Below are 16975 nucleotides of genomic sequence, written 5' to 3' on the forward strand. Positions count from 1 at the left end.
GAGATCTGCGATGAAAAAACTTTCTCTGCTGGCCGCCGCCACCCTGCTCAGCGCGTGCCAGTCGACCTCACCGGCCGGCAAGGTCAGCCTCGACGGCGAAGTGTTTTACCTGCAACGCATCGCCCTGCCACCCAGCGCGACCTTGAGCGTGAGCCTGCAAGACGTTTCGCTGGCCGACGCTCCGGCCGTGGTACTCGACGAACAGAAAGGCCCGGTCAAAGGCCAGGTGCCGCTGCCGTTCCACTTGAGCTACGATCCGGCCCAGGTCAAACCCGGCCACCGCTACTCGGTCAGCGCACGCATTGAAGTCAACGGCGAGCTGATGTTCATCACCACCGAAAACCATGCCGTGCAGCTCGATGGCAAGGATCCGCAGCCACTGAAGATCCGCGTCGACGCCGCCCGCTGAATCTCTCCCAACAAGGAAGCCGCCATGCTCCGCCCCACCCTTCGCTTCGCCGGCCTGTGCGCGGGCCTGATGATCTCCGCCAACGCACTGGCCCTGTCCCTCAGCGACCTGTCGCAAGGCGACGCCACCGGCGGTCTCAAGGATGCCCTGACCCAGGGCGCGCAACTGGCCGTCAAACAACTCGGCACCCCGGGCGGTTTCAGCAACAACCCGGACGTGAAGATCGAACTGCCGGGCAAACTCGGCAAAGTCGCCGGCAAGATGAAAGCCTTCGGCATGGGCGCCCAGGTCGAGGAGCTGGAAACCGCCATGAACAAGGCTGCGGAAACCGCCGTCACCCAGGCCCAGCCAATCCTCGTCGACGCCGTGAAGAAAATGAGCGTGGAAGACGCCAAAGGCATCCTCAGCGGCGGCAACGACTCCGCCACCCAATATCTGGACAAATCCAGCCGCGAACAGATCCGCACCAAGTTCCTGCCGATCGTCAAACAGGCAACCGACAAAGTCGGCGTAGCCCAGAAATACAACGCCTTCGCCGGCCAGGCCGCGACCTTCGGCGTAGTAGATGCGAAGAGCGCCAACATCGAAAGCTACGTCACCGAACAAGCGCTCAACGGCCTGTTCGAAATGATCGGCAAACAGGAAGAAACCATCCGCAAGAACCCGGCCGCTGCTGCGACGAGTTTGGCGAAGAAAGTGTTCGGTACGCTCTAAACCGGCACCACACGGGAGTGAGTTTTCTCACTCCCGTAGTTCAATCCGTCGCCAGCAGACACACGTAAAAAGTACACCCACTCGCGTCCCATTTTCTTCTTCTCGAAAACCTGCAGCTCAACCAACCCGCTCAACGTCAACACCGCTGTGTTGTAGGCACAACCAAGATGCTCCTTGACGTTCCCCGCCGTGAACTCCTTCGCCACCCCACTTCTGGCCACCTGATAAATCGCTCGCTGCCGCTCTGTCAGCCGATCAAAAAAGCCCGAACAGGTCAGCCAGCGCTCGAAGCCTTCGCTGTACGCCACACGCTTGCGGTACACGTCGGTAAAACCCTCCACCGCCCGCAAAATCACCGAACACTGAAACTCGATGAAGTACGTCAGGTCGAGCTCATCAGCCTCGCTGTGCAAATACGACCGCCCGTACTTTACCGGCGCGTTGCGCAGTAAAAGACTGATCGCGATATAGCGGAATGCCGAAAACTCGTGCTTGAACATGAGCCAGTAAAACAGCGCCCTGGCGACCCGCCCGTTGCCATCGCGAAAGGGATGTTCATAGCCCAGGGCAAAGTGCAGCGTGATCGCCTTGATCAGCGGATGCAGGTAGTTTTTTTGCCGAGGTGAACCCTGTGGTTGATTGATCCACTGCGAGAGCAAATCCAGTCGCCTCACTAATCCGGCGGCAGGCGGTGGCGAGTGGACGGTATTCCCTTCGCCGTCCTGCACCACCACTTCATCGTTGGTCCTGAAAAGCCCGGGGTCGTACTGCTCGTCATCAATACCCTCGACACCGACCCGATGCATCGACGCAATCAACTCCACGCTCAAAGGCTCGTAACGCTTTTCCCAAGCGAAATTCATCATCCGGAAATTACCCATGACCATCCGCTCATCCGGCGTCCGGGGCTGGCGCCGTTGCTTGAGCATGTCCTTGGCAACACGGGTAGTGGTCGCGGCGCCTTCCAGCTGACTGCTGCTGATCGCCTCATCCTCGATCAAATCGTTAAGCAAATAACTGAAATGCGCCCGCTCGCCTATCTGGCTGGTCATGTACTCCAGCGACGCCGTCGTGGTTTGCCGATCAACCACTGAAAGGGCCTTCTGCGCGGTTGGCGTCGGCACAAACTTCCCCCACTGGGCCGGCTCCCCCAAAGGCAGAAGATGAATGTACTGAGCGGCCCGCGCCTTCTTGACCAACGCCCAACACAAACGCGAATCCAGCCCGCTGGCCCAGCGATACCGCAAATCCTCAAAAGGCAGATACCGCCCGTGATCATCCAGCGGCTTGAGCAACGCAAGATAGTCCGCCAGACGCTGCTTGTGAGGCGCGCGCATCAACAACTCAAAGACCGGATCGGCCCGACCTTTCAATACCGGCGGTTTCTTCATCAACGCTGCTCAACCAAGGCTGAAAAACAGCCTCGAGTACAGCACCGCCAACACAGCGACTCAATATCGGAGGCGTCTGAAAAAAACGTAGGAGACGACACAGAGTCCTACACCATTGTTTTGCTCAGCTGTCAGGCTGACATCGCTAGCAGGCCAGCTCCGACAAGATTGAGTCCAACCGATAGAGCATGGTTGGCAGACAGGCCGCCTTCGCGAGCAAGCTCGCTCCCACAGAAACGCGCAAAACCCTACACTCCGATGCGCTTCGCTTCTAACCACTCAACACGATGAGCGTTAGCTCGAGTACCGCTCTTGACGTGCTGGCCCCTTCGGCCGGCTGAGTGGAGGGATTTATCCGGGGTAGGCGCGTAGCGCCGTTCGACGAAGTCGAACACATCGAGAGGAGGTGCAGCGAAGCAAACCGGAGGCGATGCCCCCGGATGAATCCCGGAACGAAGGAACCCCGAGCCCCAGCGAGGGGCCGAACGCCGGGGCCCAGCGTTTTGCTTACTTTTGGGCGTTTGCAAAAGTGAGCCGCTGTAAGAGCGAAACCGCCAGCCGCAACACCCGCAGAAACGGATATTCCCCCAAAACCCCAAGAGCCTGGTCGGCCCAAAGGCCGCCAAGCTCAAACAGCCTCAAGCCTCCTTGCGAACCCGGAACCAAGCCGCATACAACGCCGGCAAAAACAAAAGCGTCAACGCCGTAGCAACAATCAACCCGCCCATGATCGCCACCGCCATCGGCCCGAAAAACACACTGCGAGAAAGCGGAATCATCGCCAGCACCGCTGCCAGCGCCGTCAGCACAATCGGCCGAAACCGCCGCACGGTCGCCTCGATAATCGCCTGCCACGGCTTGAGCCCGGCGGCGATGTCCTGCTCGATCTGATCCACCAGAATCACCGAGTTACGCATGATCATCCCCGACAGCGCGATCGTCCCGAGCATCGCCACAAACCCGAACGGCTGACGGAACACCAGCAGAAACAGCGTCACCCCGATCAACCCCAGCGGCGCGGTCAGAAACACCATCGCCGTGCGCGAAAAACTGCGCAACTGCACCATCAGCAACGTCAGCACCACGACAATGAACATCGGCACGCCCGCATTCACCGACTTCTGCCCACGCTCCGAATCCTCCACGGTACCGCCGACATCCAGCAGATAACCGTCCGGCAATTCGGCGCGGATCGGATCAAGCGTCGGCAGGATCTGCTTCACCAGCGTCGCCGGTTGCTCCTTGCCGTAAATGTCCGCGCGCACGGTTACGTTCGGCAGGCGATTGCGGTGCCAGATGATGCCTTCCTCGAAGCCATATTCCAGCGTGGCAATCTGCGACAGCGCGACGCTGCGACCGTTATCGGTGGGCACCGCCAGACTCGGCAGCAACGACAGTTCGGTGCGCTCGTGCACGGTTCCGCGCAAAAGGATTTCGATCAGTTCGTTGTCCTCGCGGTACTGGCTGACGCTGGATCCGGTCAGCGAACTCTGGAGGAATTTCGCCAGATTCGCCGTGCTCACACCCAGGGCCCGGGCGCGATCCTGATCGATGTTCAGGTACACGACCTTGCTCGGCTCTTCCCAGTCCAGATGCACGTTCACCACATGCGGGTTCTCGCGCACCTTGGCCGCGACTTTTCGGGCCAGCGCACGAACTTCCTCAATGTGCTCACCAGTGACGCGGAACTGCACCGGGTAGCCAACCGGAGGACCGTTCTCCAGACGCGTGACCCGCGAGCGCAGGGCCGGGAACTGCTCGTTCAAGGTGTCGATCAGCCACGTGCGCAGCGCTTCGCGTTCCTCGATGGTTTTCGCCAGCACGACGAACTGGGCGAAGCTCGCCGCCGGCAGTTGTTGATCCAGCGGCAGGTAGAAACGTGGCGAACCGGTGCCGACGTAAGCGACGTAGTTATCGATGCCAGCGTGATCCTTGAGCATCGCTTCCAGGCGTTTGACCTCACCCGTGGTATTGGCCAGCGAGGCGCCCTCGGCGAGCTTCAGATCGACCATCAGCTCCAGACGGCCGGAAGCCGGGAAGAACTGCTGCGGCACGAACCGGAACAACGCCACCGACGCCACGAACAGCAGCACGGTGAGCACGATCACGGTTTTACGCCGACGCACACACCACTCCACCAGACGCCGCACCCATTGGTAGAACGGCGTGCCGTAGGGATCGGTCTGGCCGTCCGCCGTACCGTGTTTGGCCGCGTGAATTTTCGCCAGATCCGGCAGGAGTTTTTCCCCCAGATAGGGCACGAACACCACGGCGGCCACCCAGGATGCGAGCAAGGCGATGGTCACCACCTGGAAGATCGAGCGGGTGTATTCGCCGGTACCGGACTGCGCCGTGGCGATCGGCAGGAAACCGGCGGCGGTGATCAGCGTACCGGTGAGCATCGGGAACGCGGTGCTGGTCCAGGCGTAACTGGCAGCCTTGATCCGGTCGAAGCCCTGCTCCATTTTGATCGCCATCATTTCCACGGCGATGATTGCGTCGTCCACCAGCAGGCCCAGTGCGAGCACCAGCGCGCCGAGGGAAATCTTGTGCAGGCCGATGCCGAGGTAATACATGCAGGCGAAGGTCATCGCCAGCACCAGCGGAATGGTCAGCGCCACCACCATGCCGGTGCGCACGCCGAGGGAGAAGAAGCTCACCAGCAACACGATGGCCAGCGCTTCGACCAGCACCTGAACGAACTCGCCGACACCGGTTTTCACGGCGGCGGGCTGGTCGGAGACCTTGCGCAATTGCATGCCGGCCGGCAGGTTTTTCTGGATCCGGGCGAATTCGATTTCCAGGGCCTTGCCCAGCACCAGAATGTCGCCGCCGTCCTTCATCGCCACCGCGAGACCGATGGCGTCTTCGCCCATGAAGCGCATGCGCGGCGCCGGAGGATCGTTGAAACCACGCCGCACGTCGGCGACATCGGAGATACGGAACGTACGATCACCGACCCGGATCGGGAAGTTCTTGATCTCGTCGACTGTCTGAAAATTCCCCGAAACCCGTAGCTGCAATCGCTCGCTGCCGGTTTCGAAGAAACCGGCGGTGGACACGGCGTTCTGTTCTTCCAGCGCCTGCTGCACCGCCGCCAGCGGCAAGCCGAGGGTGGCGAGTTTGACATTGGACAATTCGACCCAGACCTTCTCGTCCTGCAAACCAAGCAAGTCAACCTTGCCCACATCCTTGACCCGCTGCAGCTGGATCTGGATGCGGTCAGCGTAATCCTTGAGCACCGCGTAGTCGAAACCGTCGCCGGTCAGCGCATAGATATTGCCGAAAGTGGTGCCGAATTCATCGTTGAAAAACGGCCCCTGAATCCCCGGCGGCAAGGTCTGGCGAATGTCGCTGACTTTCTTGCGCACCTGGTACCAGAGATCCGGAATCTCTACCGAATGCATGGAGTCGCGGGCAATGAACGTGACTTGGGATTCACCGGGACGCGAGAACGAGACAATGCGCTCGTACTCGCCGGTTTCCATCAGCTTCTTTTCGATGCGCTCGGTGACCTGACGCGAAACTTCCTGGGCCGTGGCGCCCGGCCAGCGGGTCTGAATGACCATCGCCTTGAAGGTGAACGGCGGGTCTTCGCTCTGGCCGAGCTTGGTGTAGGACAAGGCGCCGACGATCGCCAGCAAAAGCATCAGGAACAGTACGATCTGGCGATTGCGCAGCGCCCAGGCGGAAAGATTGAAACCCATCGGGGATTACTCCTTGTCCGCCAGATTGACCACGCGGTTGGAGCGATCCACCGGACGCACCTGCTGCCCTTCCAGCAGCACATGGACGCCAGCGGCGACCACCCAGTCGCTGGCGTTCAGGCCTTCGAGCACCGGCACGGTTTTCTCACCGAACGGGCCGACGCGCACCGGGGTCTTTTTCAGGGTGTTGTTGGCGCTGACGACCCAGACGTAGGTCGCGCCGTTCTCGGCCGTCAGCGCCGAGAGCGGCACAGACAGCGGGATGACATCGGCGGTCTGCACGAAGACCCGGGCGCTCTGACCCAGTTCCGCAGGGACTTTGCCGGAGGTGAATGAAATGCGTGCGGCAAAGGTGCGGGATTTCGGATCGGCGGCTGGCGACAGCTCGCGGATCTGCCCGGCGAAGCGCTGGTTCTGTTGTGTCCACAGCTCTACCGACACCGGCTGGCCGACCTTGAAGCGACCGAAGCTCTGCTCCGGCAGGCTGATCAGCACTTCCCGTTCGCCGTCAGTGGCGAGGGTGAAAACGGTCTGCCCAGCGGCAACCACCTGCCCGACTTCCACCGAACGCTTGGCCACCACGCCATCCTGGGGCGCACGCAACACGGCGTAACTGGCCTGATTGGTCGAGACGTTGAATTCGGCTTTGATCTGTTTGAGGCGGGCTTCGCCGGAGCGATAGAGGTTCTCGGCATTGTCGTAGGCCGAGCGGCTGACCATCTGCCGTTCCATCAGGGTCTTGTAGCGGTCACGTTCGGCACGCACCAGGTTCAGGTTGGCTTCGGCGGCCGCAACCTGGGCCCGGGTGGCTTCCAGTTGCAGGCGTACATCCTGCGGATCGAGTTCGGCGAGTGGTTGATCGGCCTTCACGCGCTGGCCTTCATCGACCAGTCGTCGGCTGACTTTGCCGCCGATGCGGAACGCCAGATCCGGTTCGTAGCGGGCGCGAACCTCGCCCGGATAACTCTCCATCGCCTGCGCCGAAGGCTCTGGCTGCACCACCATGGCCGGTCGCACGCTGACTGGCGTCACCTCTTCCTTGCCACACGCCGACAACAAAAACGCCAGACTGACTGGCACCGCAAAGGACAACGCATGGCGGAACATGGTGAAGGACCTTTCGCTAAGGAGGCTTGGAATAATTATACTGGCCGGTATGTTATTAATAGCAAACTCACCAGTCCAGTATTAAAAGCGAAGAATGTCGAACAATCTTTCCACTTCAAACGGCCCCGGCCGACCGAAGGATCCGGCCAAGCGCCAGGCGATTCTCGAGGCGGCGAAAATCCTGTTTCTGAGTCATGGCTATGCCAACACCAGCATGGACGCGGTAGCCGCCGAGGCCGGGGTGTCGAAGCTGACGGTCTACAGCCATTTCAACGACAAGGAGACGCTGTTCTCCGCCGCCGTGGTGGCTAAATGCGAGGAGCAATTACCGCCGCTGTTCTTTGAATTGCCGGACGGCATTGCGGTGGAAAATGTGTTGCTGAACATTGCGCGAGGCTTTCACCATCTCATCAACAGTGAGGAATCGGTGAACCTGCATCGCCTGATCATGGCCTTGGGCAGTCAGGATCCCAACCTGTCGCTGATCTTCTTCGAGGCCGGCCCCCAGCGCATGGTGCAAGGCATGGAACGATTGCTGCGGCGGATTCACGAAACCGGCGTGCTGAGCATCGACAACCCGCACAACGCCGCCGAGCACTTCTTTTGTCTGATCAAGGGCGCCGGGAATTTCCGCCTGTTGTACGGCTGCGGTGAGCCGCTGACCGACGAGGCGGCGGAAAGTCATGTGCAGGAAGTGGTCGGGCTGTTCATGCGGGCCTATCGCCCCTGAAAACAAAAATCCCACGCCATGCGTGGGATTTTCTTATGCGACGGCTCAGGCCTTGAGCGCTTTCTTCGGGTAGATGTCATAGCGGCTGGATTTGCCGTCCAGCGCATGACTCGGTTTCGGCCCTTCGATACACGGCGCCTTGCGCGGTCGCTTGACCACCACCCGGTGGGTGGCCAGTGCCAACGCCGCTTCCAGCAAGGCCGGTGCATCCGGATCATCGCCCACCAACGGGCGAAACAGGCGCATTTCCTTCTTCACCAGCGCGGTTTTCTCACGATGCGGGAACATCGGATCGAGGTAGATCACCTGCGGGGGTTCGCCCTCCCAATTGCGCATCACCTCGATGGAGTTGCCCTTGAGCAGCTTCATCCGCGCCACGATCGGCGCCACATCGAAGTCTTCCGCCGCTCGGGCCAGACCATCCTCCAGCAACGCGCCGATCAATGGCTGGCGCTCGATCAGGCTCATCTCGCAGCCGAGACTGGCCAGCACGAAGGCATCCTTGCCCAGCCCCGCCGTGGCATCCAGCACCCGCGGACGTACGCCCTGGGCGATGCCGACCGCCTTGGCGATCATCTGTCCGCTGCCACCGCCGTACAACCGGCGATGGGCCGCGCCACCCTCGACGAAGTCGACCCGCACCGGCCCCGGCGCATCCGGTCCCAGTTGTTGTAGCTGCAAACCCTGCTCGCCGACCTGCAGGGCAAACTCGCCGTCAGCCACCTGCAACGGCAGGTTCAGGCGCTGCGCCCATTGCTCGGCCTGCGCTTCGAACGTCGGGCCGAGGGCCTCGACATGGATGCGGCAGGCCGCGGGTTGCTCAATCATGGAAAACACGCTCAAAAAAGTTAAGGATCGGCAAAAACCGCCGATAACCCAATCAACGCGCATTTTGCCAGAGCTGAGCGTCAACCGAAAAAAATGTCAGGCATTCTTCCCACATCGATTGGCTACCTTTCGCCCACAGGCGATTTCAGCCGTCATAACACTCAAGCATTGGGCGGCGTCAGCCACCTGTGGCAGGATTTTTTTGCCCAGGCGCTGGCCGAACAATCGAGTGATGTGGTGCCGGCCTGCGGCACTTTCCCGCCGGTTGACCTGGAAAGCCCTGAAGAACCGACCGTCGGCAGTGAACTGCATGCGCACATCATCAGCCAGCGCGAATGCGATGTGGTGGAAACCCAGGTGCGTCCGCCGGAGCCGCTGTTCCTGCCGATAGCCGAAATCGACATGACACTGGCCGAGCCGTACCCTCCATTCCCGCCGGAAGCCATCAAGACTCAGCAAAAACAGCAGGAATTCGACAGCAGCTGGGTTCGCCCGATCGTGATCAACAACGGTCAGCCGATTCCGGAGCCGGGCCCTGCCCCGCAGAAAAAACCGCTGTACCTGCCGATTGCCGAATTCGATCTGGATCTGCTGCAGCCTTACCCGCCGTTCCCGCCGGAAGCCATCGTCGAGCAGCAGAAAGCCTTGGACTTCGATAACGGCTGGGTGCGCCCGATCGTTCAGCAGAACCTGCGCATCGCCGCCTGATTTCTCAGCGACACACGCTCCAGCGTCCGACATCGACATGAAAGTGGTTGCGATGGGCGGCGTTGTAATCCGGACTCAACACCACACTGAACGACTCGCAGGCACCATCGCGCACCTGACGTAGAAACTGCGCGTCCTGATTTTGCTTCGGCCAGTCCTTGAGTACGCTGATCGCGCGACCATCCGCCAGACGGAAGCCGGCAATGTCCAGCGCATCGGCGCTGGCGTGGCGACTGAGCGCGCCGTTCTCGCGGTTGTAGACGTTGCGGCAGGCGAAGCTGCCGAGGTGATCGACCCGCGCCACCGGCTGACCGTAGGCCCACTGCGCCGCCGGTTGCAGCGTATGACGCTCGAACATCGCGAACGCCACGGCCAACGGGCAACTGGCGAGAAAGCTGCTGCTGAGCCCCACCCCGCCACCCTGCACGCGCAAAGCACCCATCAGCGGGCATTTGGCATCGCGGCTGTCGGCCTGTGGCGAAACCCGCAGGCCGGAGCTGCCCAATGCCTGCTCGCACAAGAGCGGATTGCTACGCAGACGCATCAACTTATAGCCTGTGAGCCAGTTGGGCGTCGCCTGCACGTCCAGCGGCGCCCACGGATTCCACCGCGGCGGCACATCGAGCCAGCCGCGCCAGACGCCGATCAGGCCGCCACCGATCATCAGCAGCCCCGCCAACAGTAGCCAGCGCCCCATGCTCATCCCTTGAAGAATTGATTGGCCTTGGCGTACGGCATCGAACGAGAGGTGAAGGTGAACGTGCCGGACTGCTGGATTTCTTCAGCCGCGCGGAAAAACTCGCCGAACGCTGCCAGTGCCAGCGCCGAACCGGTACTGATCCGCTTCACGCCCATTTCCTCGAGCTGCTGCACGGTCAGTTTCAAGCCGCCGGACATCAACACATTGACCGGTTTCGGCGCCACCGCGCGCACCACCGCCAGGACTTCTTCGGCGGTGCGCAGGCCCGGCGCGTACAGCACGTCGGCGCCGGCTTCGGCAAAGGCCTGCAGACGGCGGAGGGTGTCGTTGAGATCGGGATTGCCGTGCAGATAGTTTTCCGCACGGGCCGTCAAGGTGAAGGGAAACGGCAAGGTGCGCACGGCAGCGACGGCGGCTTCGATCCGCGCCACCGCGTGTTCGAAACAGTAGATCGGCGAGTCTTCACGGCCGGTGGCATCTTCGATCGAACCACCCACGGCGCCCGCCTCGGCGGCGCGGATCAGACTCTGCGCCGATTCGGCCGGGGCGTCGGCGAAGCCGTTTTCCAGATCCACTGCCACCGGCAGATCAGTGGCCGCGACAATCGCCCGGACATTGGCCAGCGTATCGTCGAGGCTCAGGCCACCATCGGGCTTGCCTTGGGAAAACGCATAACCGGCGCTGGTGGTCGCCAGCGCCTGATAGCCGAGACTGGCGAGCATCTTCGCGGAACCGGCATCCCATGGATTGGGAATCACGAAAATCCCGGGGCGTTCGTGCAGGGCTTTGAAGGCTTCGGCTTTACGGGCTTGTTGTTGACGAGCTTGAGCGTCCATCGGCAGGCTCCTGGGCAGGAAAGAAATCCGCCTCAGAGCAGGCCAAGTTGCTCGGCGGCGGGTTCTCTGTATAGCTCAGGCAAGGGTCGCAGGCCAGGCAAACGTTGCGCCAGTTGTGCGTGAAAACGTTGCGCCAGCTTCGCCGCCAGAATGTTGTCGGCGGTGTGCAGGAAGATGTACGGCGTGCGCCCCTCTTCGATCCACTCGGCGATCTTCGCCACCCACGGCACCAGAAACGGATCGTTGGCCTCAAGCTCCGGATGGCCAATGAAGCGCACCTGCGGGAATTGAGTGAACGCTGCCGGCCGCGTCGGTACGCGGGGCTTTTTCGATTGGGCGTGGATCACCGACGATTCGGTGGACAGGCAACTGAACAACGCGCGGGGATCAAGACAGATACGCTCCACGCCGCGATCCAGCAGCAGCCGGTTGAGCAGTCGCTCACTCTCGCCCTTGGCGAAGAATTGTTCGTGGCGCACTTCCACCGCCAGCGGGCAATCCAGCGCATCGATGAACGCAGCAAGCTCCGGCAAGCGGTGTGGCGTGAAGCTTTTCGACAGTTGCAGCCACATTGGCGAGACACGCTCACCGAGCGGCTTGAGCAACTGGAGGAAGGTTTCGGCGGCGGTCAGTTGATCGCGCAAGTCGCCGCTGTGGCTGATGTCACCGGGGAACTTGGCGGTGAAGCGAAAGTGTTCCGGCATCACCTCGGCCCAGCGCTGCACGGTGGCCGGCGACGGGCTGGCGTAGAAGGTCGTGTTGCCTTCCACGGCGTTGAACACTTGTGAATAGAGGCCGAGCAAATCGGAGGTCTTGGCGTCCACCGGATACAGGTACTCGCGCCAAGCGTTTTCGCTCCAGGACGGGCAACCGAGGTAGTAAGGCAGATCCATCAGATGTACAGATCGAGGCCCAGCACGTCTGCATCCCAATCGACAAAACCGGCGGTGCTCAGGTAGCTGGCCAGGGCCATGGCCACGCTTTTCTTCATCGCGCGGTGATAAATCATGTCTTGTTGGCGGGCGGGCAGATTGCTCAGGCGTTGCGCGGTAGCTTTGGCGACACGGGCAGCCAGTTGCTCTTCGGTCGGGAATTCCAGCTCGCCGTCGATATCGTCGACGGACTCATCCAGCGCCGGATTGCCTTTGCGAGGCTTGCGCTTGATGGGGTAGGAATGAGTGGAAACGCCGTCTATACGCATAAAGTCATGCTCGGTATCGATGATGGCAATTTAGCGGCACCTGACCGACTTAGCAAATCGCCGAGTGATAACTAGAACACATAAAAGACAAAAGGTTTAAAGCGCGGGGTTAGAAACGGACGATTGGCAGGAACAGGGAGAACCCTGCGGCGAATGCCACAGGGTGAATAGCCTCAGCGGGCTTTCGGGGTGGCCACTTTGTCGCGCAGGTAAACCGGCTGGGCATCGTCCGCCGGAATCGCTTCACCGCGCTCCCAGGCAAATCGCGCCAGGGTCAGTAGATCTTCGGCGTGGGGCAGCATGCCAGCATCGGAACCGCTCAGGTTTACAGCGATGCGTTCGCCATAACCCCAGCCAGTACCGGCACCGAACCAGTCGCCCGAGGCATCGTCCGGCAATGCGGCGACTTCCGGCGGCAGCACCGCCTCGGCGCCGACCAGACGCATCTCCCCGGCCGTCTCGCGGTAGCAGCCCCAATAGACCTCATCCATCCGCGCATCGATGGCGGCCGCGACCTGGCTTACGCCGTGCTCGCGATAAGCCCGTTGTGCCAGCACGGCCAGATTCGACACCGGCAACACCGGGCGATCCAGCGCAAAGGCCAGGCCTTGCACCACGCCGATGGCAATCCGCACGCCAGTGAAAGCGCCCGGCCCACGGCCGAAAGCGATGGCGTGCACCGCTTGCAGGGTGGTACCGGCGTCGCCCAGCAGTTGCTGGATCATCGGCAGCAGTTTCTGCGCGTGCAGGCGCGGGATCACCTCGTAATGGCTCGTGACCTTGCCGTCATGCAGCAAGGCAACGGAGCAAGCTTCGGTCGCGGTGTCCAGGGCCAGCAAGGTGCTCATCGATGTGTCCGTAAATCAGGTGGGGAAAAGTGCGCCAGTATAAACAACAACGGCCCGCAAGCGGGCCGTGGATGATGCAGCGGATCAGGTTTTTCAGCTCAGGGCTTCAAGCACCTTGGCAGTGATCGCTTCAACCGAACCGACGCCAGGGATATGGCTGTACTTCGGCTTGCCACCGTTCTTGGCGGACAGGTTCTGGTAGAACTCCACCAGCGGCTTGGTCTGGGAGTGGTAGACCGACAGGCGATGACGCACGGTTTCTTCGGTGTCGTCCTTGCGCTGTACCAGCTCTTCGCCGGTGATGTCGTCTTTACCGGCAATTTTCGGCGGGTTGTAGACGATGTGGTAAACGCGGCCGCTGGCCTCGTGAACGCGACGACCGGCGATACGCTGAACGATTTCTTCGTCTTCAACGGCGATTTCGACCACGGCGTCCAGCTCGACACCGGCAGTCACCAGCGCTTCAGCCTGAGGAATGGTGCGCGGGAAGCCATCGAACAGGAAACCCTTGGCGCAATCGGCTTGAGCGATACGGTCCTTGACCAGCGCGATGATCAGGTCATCCGACACCAGGCCGCCGGCATCCATGATGCTCTTGGCCTTGATGCCCAGCTCGGTGCCGGCCTTGACCGCGGCACGCAGCATGTCGCCGGTGGAGATTTGCGGAATGCCGAATTTCTCGGTGATGAACTTAGCCTGAGTACCTTTACCGGCCCCGGGAGCTCCCAGCAGAATGACGCGCATCGATGTGCTCCTCAATTTTTTATATAAAAAACAATGGATTCGCCTCGTGGGGCCAATCTCATAAAACGGGTCGTGGCCGCCCAAACGGCCAAAGGCTGATCAAGATACACAGCAGGCTGCGCCCACACAAGACGCCAAAAGTCGGAGAAACCGGCGCCCGCCGCGACCTTGCGACGCGGTTCCCCAAGTCGCAACCCCATCATTAACTGTCGCCTGACCGCATTTTTCCTACAGTCAATAAACGGCACCCGAGGTTCGCCCCGGGTGCCCCGCCCCACGCAGAAAACCTTAGCCGGTATTTCGCAAACCGGCGGCAATCCCCGCCACAGACACCAGCAACGCCTGTTCCACCGGGCTGCCCTGCTCGACATTCTGCTGCCGCGAACGCGCCAGCAACTCGGCCTGCAATAGATGCAGCGGGTCGAGGTAGGTGTTGCGCAGACGGATGAATTCCAGGGTGTCTGGGCTATGTGCCAGTAGCTGCGACTGACCGGTCAGGCCGAGGACAACGGAACACGCCTGCGACAATAGGTCGCGTAAGTGCGCACCCAACGGCAACAACTCCGGCTCCACCAGACGCTCGTCGTAGGACAGCGCGATATCGGCGTCGGCCTTGGCCAGCACCATTTCCAGCATGTCGATACGGGTGCGGAAGAACGGCCACTGCTCGCGCATCTGCCCCAGCAACTCGCCTTCGCCGCGCTCCAGCGCATTGTTCAGTGCGGTTTCCCAGCCGAGCCAGGCCGGCAGCATCAGGCGCGTCTGGGTCCAGCCGAAGATCCACGGAATCGCCCGCAGGCTCTCGATGCCACCGGCACGGCGCTTGGCCGGACGGCTGCCCAACGGCAAGCGGCCCAATTCCTGCTCCGGTGTGGACTGGCGGAAATACTCAACGAATTGCGGGTTCTCCCGCACCACCGCACGGTAAGCAGCGACGCCGTCGGCGGCCAGTTCGTCCATCAAATGCCGCCATTCCGGCGTCGGTGGTGGCGGTGGCAACAGGGTCGCTTCGAGCACCGCCGCCAGATACAGATTGAGGTTTTGCTCGGCGATGTCCGGCAGGCCGAATTTGAATCGAATCATTTCCCCCTGCTCGGTGGTGCGGAAACGTCCGGCCACCGAACCCGGCGGCTGCGACAGAATCGCCGCGTGCGCCGGGCCGCCGCCACGTCCCACGGTACCACCGCGACCGTGAAACAGCAGCAGTTCGACTTGCTGCTCGCGGCAGATTTCCACCAGCCGCTCCTGCGCCCGGTACTGCGCCCAGGCCGCCGCAGTGGTGCCGGCGTCCTTGGCCGAATCGGAATAGCCGATCATCACTTCCTGCGGGCCTTGCAGCCGCGCACGGTAACCCGGCAGCAGCAACAGGCGCTCGATCACCGGGCCGGCGTTCTCGAGGTCGGCGAGGGTTTCGAACAGCGGCACCACGCGCATCGGCCGCAGTACGCCGGATTCCTTGAGCAGCAATTGCACCGCCAGCACATCGGAAGCGGCACCGGCCATGGAGATCACGTAGGAGCCCAGCGAAGCGCCCGGCGCGGCGGCGATTTCCTTGCAGGTGGCGAGCACTTCGGCGGTGTCGGCCGAAGGTTTGAAATGCGCCGGCAGCAACGGCCGACGGTTTTGCAGCTCGCGAGTGAGGAAGCTGATGCGCTGTTCTTCGTCCCACTCCTCGTATTTGCCGAGGCCGAGGTAATCGGTGATTTCGGTCATGGCCGCGCTGTGACGGGACGAATCCTGACGTACATCGAGGCGCACCAGGAACAGGCCGAAGGTCACGGCCCGGCGCAGGCAATCGAGCAACGGCCCGTCGGCAATCACACCCATGCCGCATTCGTGCAGCGAGTTGAAACACAGCTCCAGCGGATCGAGCAGGTCGCGGTTGTTGTGCAGCACATCGGCAGGCGCCGGCGTGGTCGCCGTCAAAGATGCATGGGCCCAGTTGCGCGTGGCGCGCAGCCGTTCACGCAATTGCTTGAGCACCGCCCGATACGGCTCGGCACTGTCGCCGGCCCGGGCCTTGAGCGCGTCGCTGGCCTGCTGCATCGACAGTTCGGCGGCCAGGTGATCGACGTCGCGCAGGTACAGATCCGCCGCCATCCAGCGCGCCAGCAACAACACTTCGCGGGTCACGGCAGCGGTCACGTTCGGGTTGCCGTCACGGTCGCCACCCATCCACGAAGCGAAGCGGATCGGCGCGGCTTCCAGTGGCAAACGCAAACCGGTGGCCGCAAACAGCGCCTGATCGGCCTTGCGCATATGGTGGGGAATCGCCTGCCACAGCGAGTGTTCGATCACCGCAAAACCCCACTTGGCTTCGTCCACTGGAGTCGGCCGGGTGCGGCGGATTTCTTCGGTGTGCCAGGCCTCGGCGATCAGGCGTTGCAGGGTGTTGTGGATCTGCTCGCGCTCGGCCGTGGTCAGGTCACGGTGATCCTGAGCCGCCAGTTGCGCGGCGATCGCGTCGTACTTCTGGATCAGCGTGCGCCGGGCCACTTCGGTCGGGTGCGCGGTGAGCACCAGTTCGATTTCCAGCCGCGCCAGTTGCCGCGCCAGGGATTCGGCGCTGTGCCCTTCGTTGCGCAAGCGGGCGAGCAATTCCGGCAGTACGCGGGACTCGAACGGCGCAGCATGGGTCTCTTCGCGGCGATGGATGAGCTGGTATTGCTCAGCGATGTTCGCCAGGTTGAGAAACTGGTTGAAGGCCCGCGCCACCGGCAGCAATTCGTCTTCGCTCAATTGATTGAGGCTGGCGCTGAGTTCGGCGTCCATCGAGCCACGCCGGTCGGCCTTGGCGCCTTTGCGGATCTGCTCGATCTTGTCGAGAAACGCCTCGCCGTACTGGTCACGAATGGTGTTGCCCAACAGCTCACCGAGCAGGTGAACGTCTTCGCGCAAGCGTGCATCAATATCGGTCATCAGCATCTCTCCAGCAGTAATCGGTGACGGATCGCAAGTGAGTGGATGAACAGAGAGTGCCGCTCTGGGACGCTTCTTACAAGCAGACGACGAAGGGACTTTAAACCTTGAGGGTTGAAGCTAGTCTCAAGGG

Annotated in this window: 15 protein-coding genes; 4 read left to right on the forward strand and 11 right to left on the reverse strand. The window is 61.7% G+C overall.

All coding sequences use genetic code 11. The features are described from left to right. Positions 1–10: 10 nt before the first annotated feature. Both JKA62_RS06635 and JKA62_RS06640 read left to right on the forward strand, forming a co-directional pair. Positions 11–409, forward strand: coding sequence for a YbaY family lipoprotein (locus JKA62_RS06635; RefSeq protein ID WP_085605193.1), 399 nt, complete (start codon positions 11–13; stop codon positions 407–409). A 24-nt stretch (positions 410–433) separates the two neighbouring features. Then, entirely contained in the window at positions 434–1123 is a 690-nt protein-coding gene (locus tag JKA62_RS06640; RefSeq protein WP_011332665.1) for a DUF4197 domain-containing protein, read from the forward strand. Here JKA62_RS06640 and JKA62_RS06645 read toward each other — a convergent pair. The 3 genes from JKA62_RS06645 to JKA62_RS06655 all read right to left on the reverse strand — a co-directional run bounded on the left by JKA62_RS06645 (position 1120) and on the right by JKA62_RS06655 (position 7328). Next, positions 1120–2514 (reverse strand): Fic family protein, encoded by a 1395-nt coding sequence (locus JKA62_RS06645; protein WP_201816966.1) that lies wholly within the window; start codon positions 2512–2514, stop codon positions 1120–1122. The genes JKA62_RS06640 and JKA62_RS06645 overlap by 4 nt on opposite strands. A gap of 638 nt (positions 2515–3152) precedes the next feature. Beyond that, a complete protein-coding gene (locus JKA62_RS06650; protein ID WP_201816980.1) occupies positions 3153–6221 on the reverse strand; it encodes an efflux RND transporter permease subunit in 3069 nt (1022 codons plus the stop codon). 6 nt (positions 6222–6227) lie between these two features. Next, positions 6228–7328 carry an efflux RND transporter periplasmic adaptor subunit gene (locus JKA62_RS06655; RefSeq protein WP_011332662.1) on the reverse strand — a complete coding sequence of 367 codons (1101 nt, stop codon included), beginning with the start codon at positions 7326–7328 and terminating at the stop codon, positions 6228–6230. Positions 7329–7422: 94 nt separating this feature from the next. Here JKA62_RS06655 and JKA62_RS06660 point away from each other — a divergent pair, with 94 nt between their 5' ends. Further along, positions 7423–8058 (forward strand): TetR/AcrR family transcriptional regulator, encoded by a 636-nt coding sequence (locus JKA62_RS06660; RefSeq protein WP_201816982.1) that lies wholly within the window; start codon positions 7423–7425, stop codon positions 8056–8058. Between the two features lie 45 nt (positions 8059–8103). Here JKA62_RS06660 and JKA62_RS06665 read toward each other — a convergent pair whose 3' ends face one another. Then, positions 8104–8886 carry a class I SAM-dependent methyltransferase gene (locus JKA62_RS06665; protein WP_007954738.1) on the reverse strand — a complete coding sequence of 261 codons (783 nt, stop codon included), beginning with the start codon at positions 8884–8886 and terminating at the stop codon, positions 8104–8106. Positions 8887–8979: 93 nt separating this feature from the next. Between JKA62_RS06665 and JKA62_RS06670 the strand changes: the two genes are divergently transcribed. Continuing rightward, positions 8980–9594 carry a hypothetical protein gene (locus JKA62_RS06670; protein ID WP_011332659.1) on the forward strand — a complete coding sequence of 205 codons (615 nt, stop codon included), beginning with the start codon at positions 8980–8982 and terminating at the stop codon, positions 9592–9594. Positions 9595–9598: 4 nt separating this feature from the next. Here the strand turns inward: JKA62_RS06670 and JKA62_RS06675 are convergent, their stop codons facing one another. The 7 genes from JKA62_RS06675 to ppc form a co-directional block, all read right to left on the reverse strand. Beyond that, positions 9599–10291, reverse strand: coding sequence for an extensin-like domain-containing protein (locus tag JKA62_RS06675; RefSeq protein ID WP_201816984.1), 693 nt, complete (start codon positions 10289–10291; stop codon positions 9599–9601). A 2-nt stretch (positions 10292–10293) separates the two neighbouring features. Then, entirely contained in the window at positions 10294–11130 is an 837-nt protein-coding gene (locus tag JKA62_RS06680; RefSeq protein WP_201816986.1) for an isocitrate lyase/PEP mutase family protein, read from the reverse strand. A gap of 32 nt (positions 11131–11162) precedes the next feature. Further along, a complete protein-coding gene (locus JKA62_RS06685) occupies positions 11163–12023 on the reverse strand; it encodes a DUF72 domain-containing protein (protein WP_201816988.1) in 861 nt (286 codons plus the stop codon). Further along, the gene (locus JKA62_RS06690) at positions 12023–12331 is read right to left on the reverse strand and encodes a hypothetical protein (protein ID WP_201816990.1); all 309 of its coding nucleotides are present in this window, start codon (positions 12329–12331) and stop codon (positions 12023–12025) included. Before JKA62_RS06690 ends, JKA62_RS06685 begins: the two co-directional genes overlap by 1 nt. Positions 12332–12504: 173 nt before the next feature. After that, entirely contained in the window at positions 12505–13179 is a 675-nt protein-coding gene (gene tsaB / locus JKA62_RS06695) for a tRNA (adenosine(37)-N6)-threonylcarbamoyltransferase complex dimerization subunit type 1 TsaB (protein WP_201817002.1), read from the reverse strand. 93 nt (positions 13180–13272) lie between these two features. Next, positions 13273–13923, reverse strand: a complete 651-nt coding sequence (gene adk / locus JKA62_RS06700; protein ID WP_007954716.1) for an adenylate kinase — start codon at positions 13921–13923, stop codon at positions 13273–13275. 288 nt (positions 13924–14211) lie between these two features. Continuing rightward, positions 14212–16842 (reverse strand): phosphoenolpyruvate carboxylase, encoded by a 2631-nt coding sequence (ppc, locus tag JKA62_RS06705; RefSeq protein WP_201817009.1) that lies wholly within the window; start codon positions 16840–16842, stop codon positions 14212–14214. Between the last annotated feature and the right edge of the window lie 133 nt (positions 16843–16975).

It is taken from the genome of Pseudomonas sp. B7, assembly GCF_016735645.1.
GTDB classification, from domain to species: Bacteria; Pseudomonadota; Gammaproteobacteria; order Pseudomonadales; family Pseudomonadaceae; genus Aquipseudomonas; species Aquipseudomonas glycinae.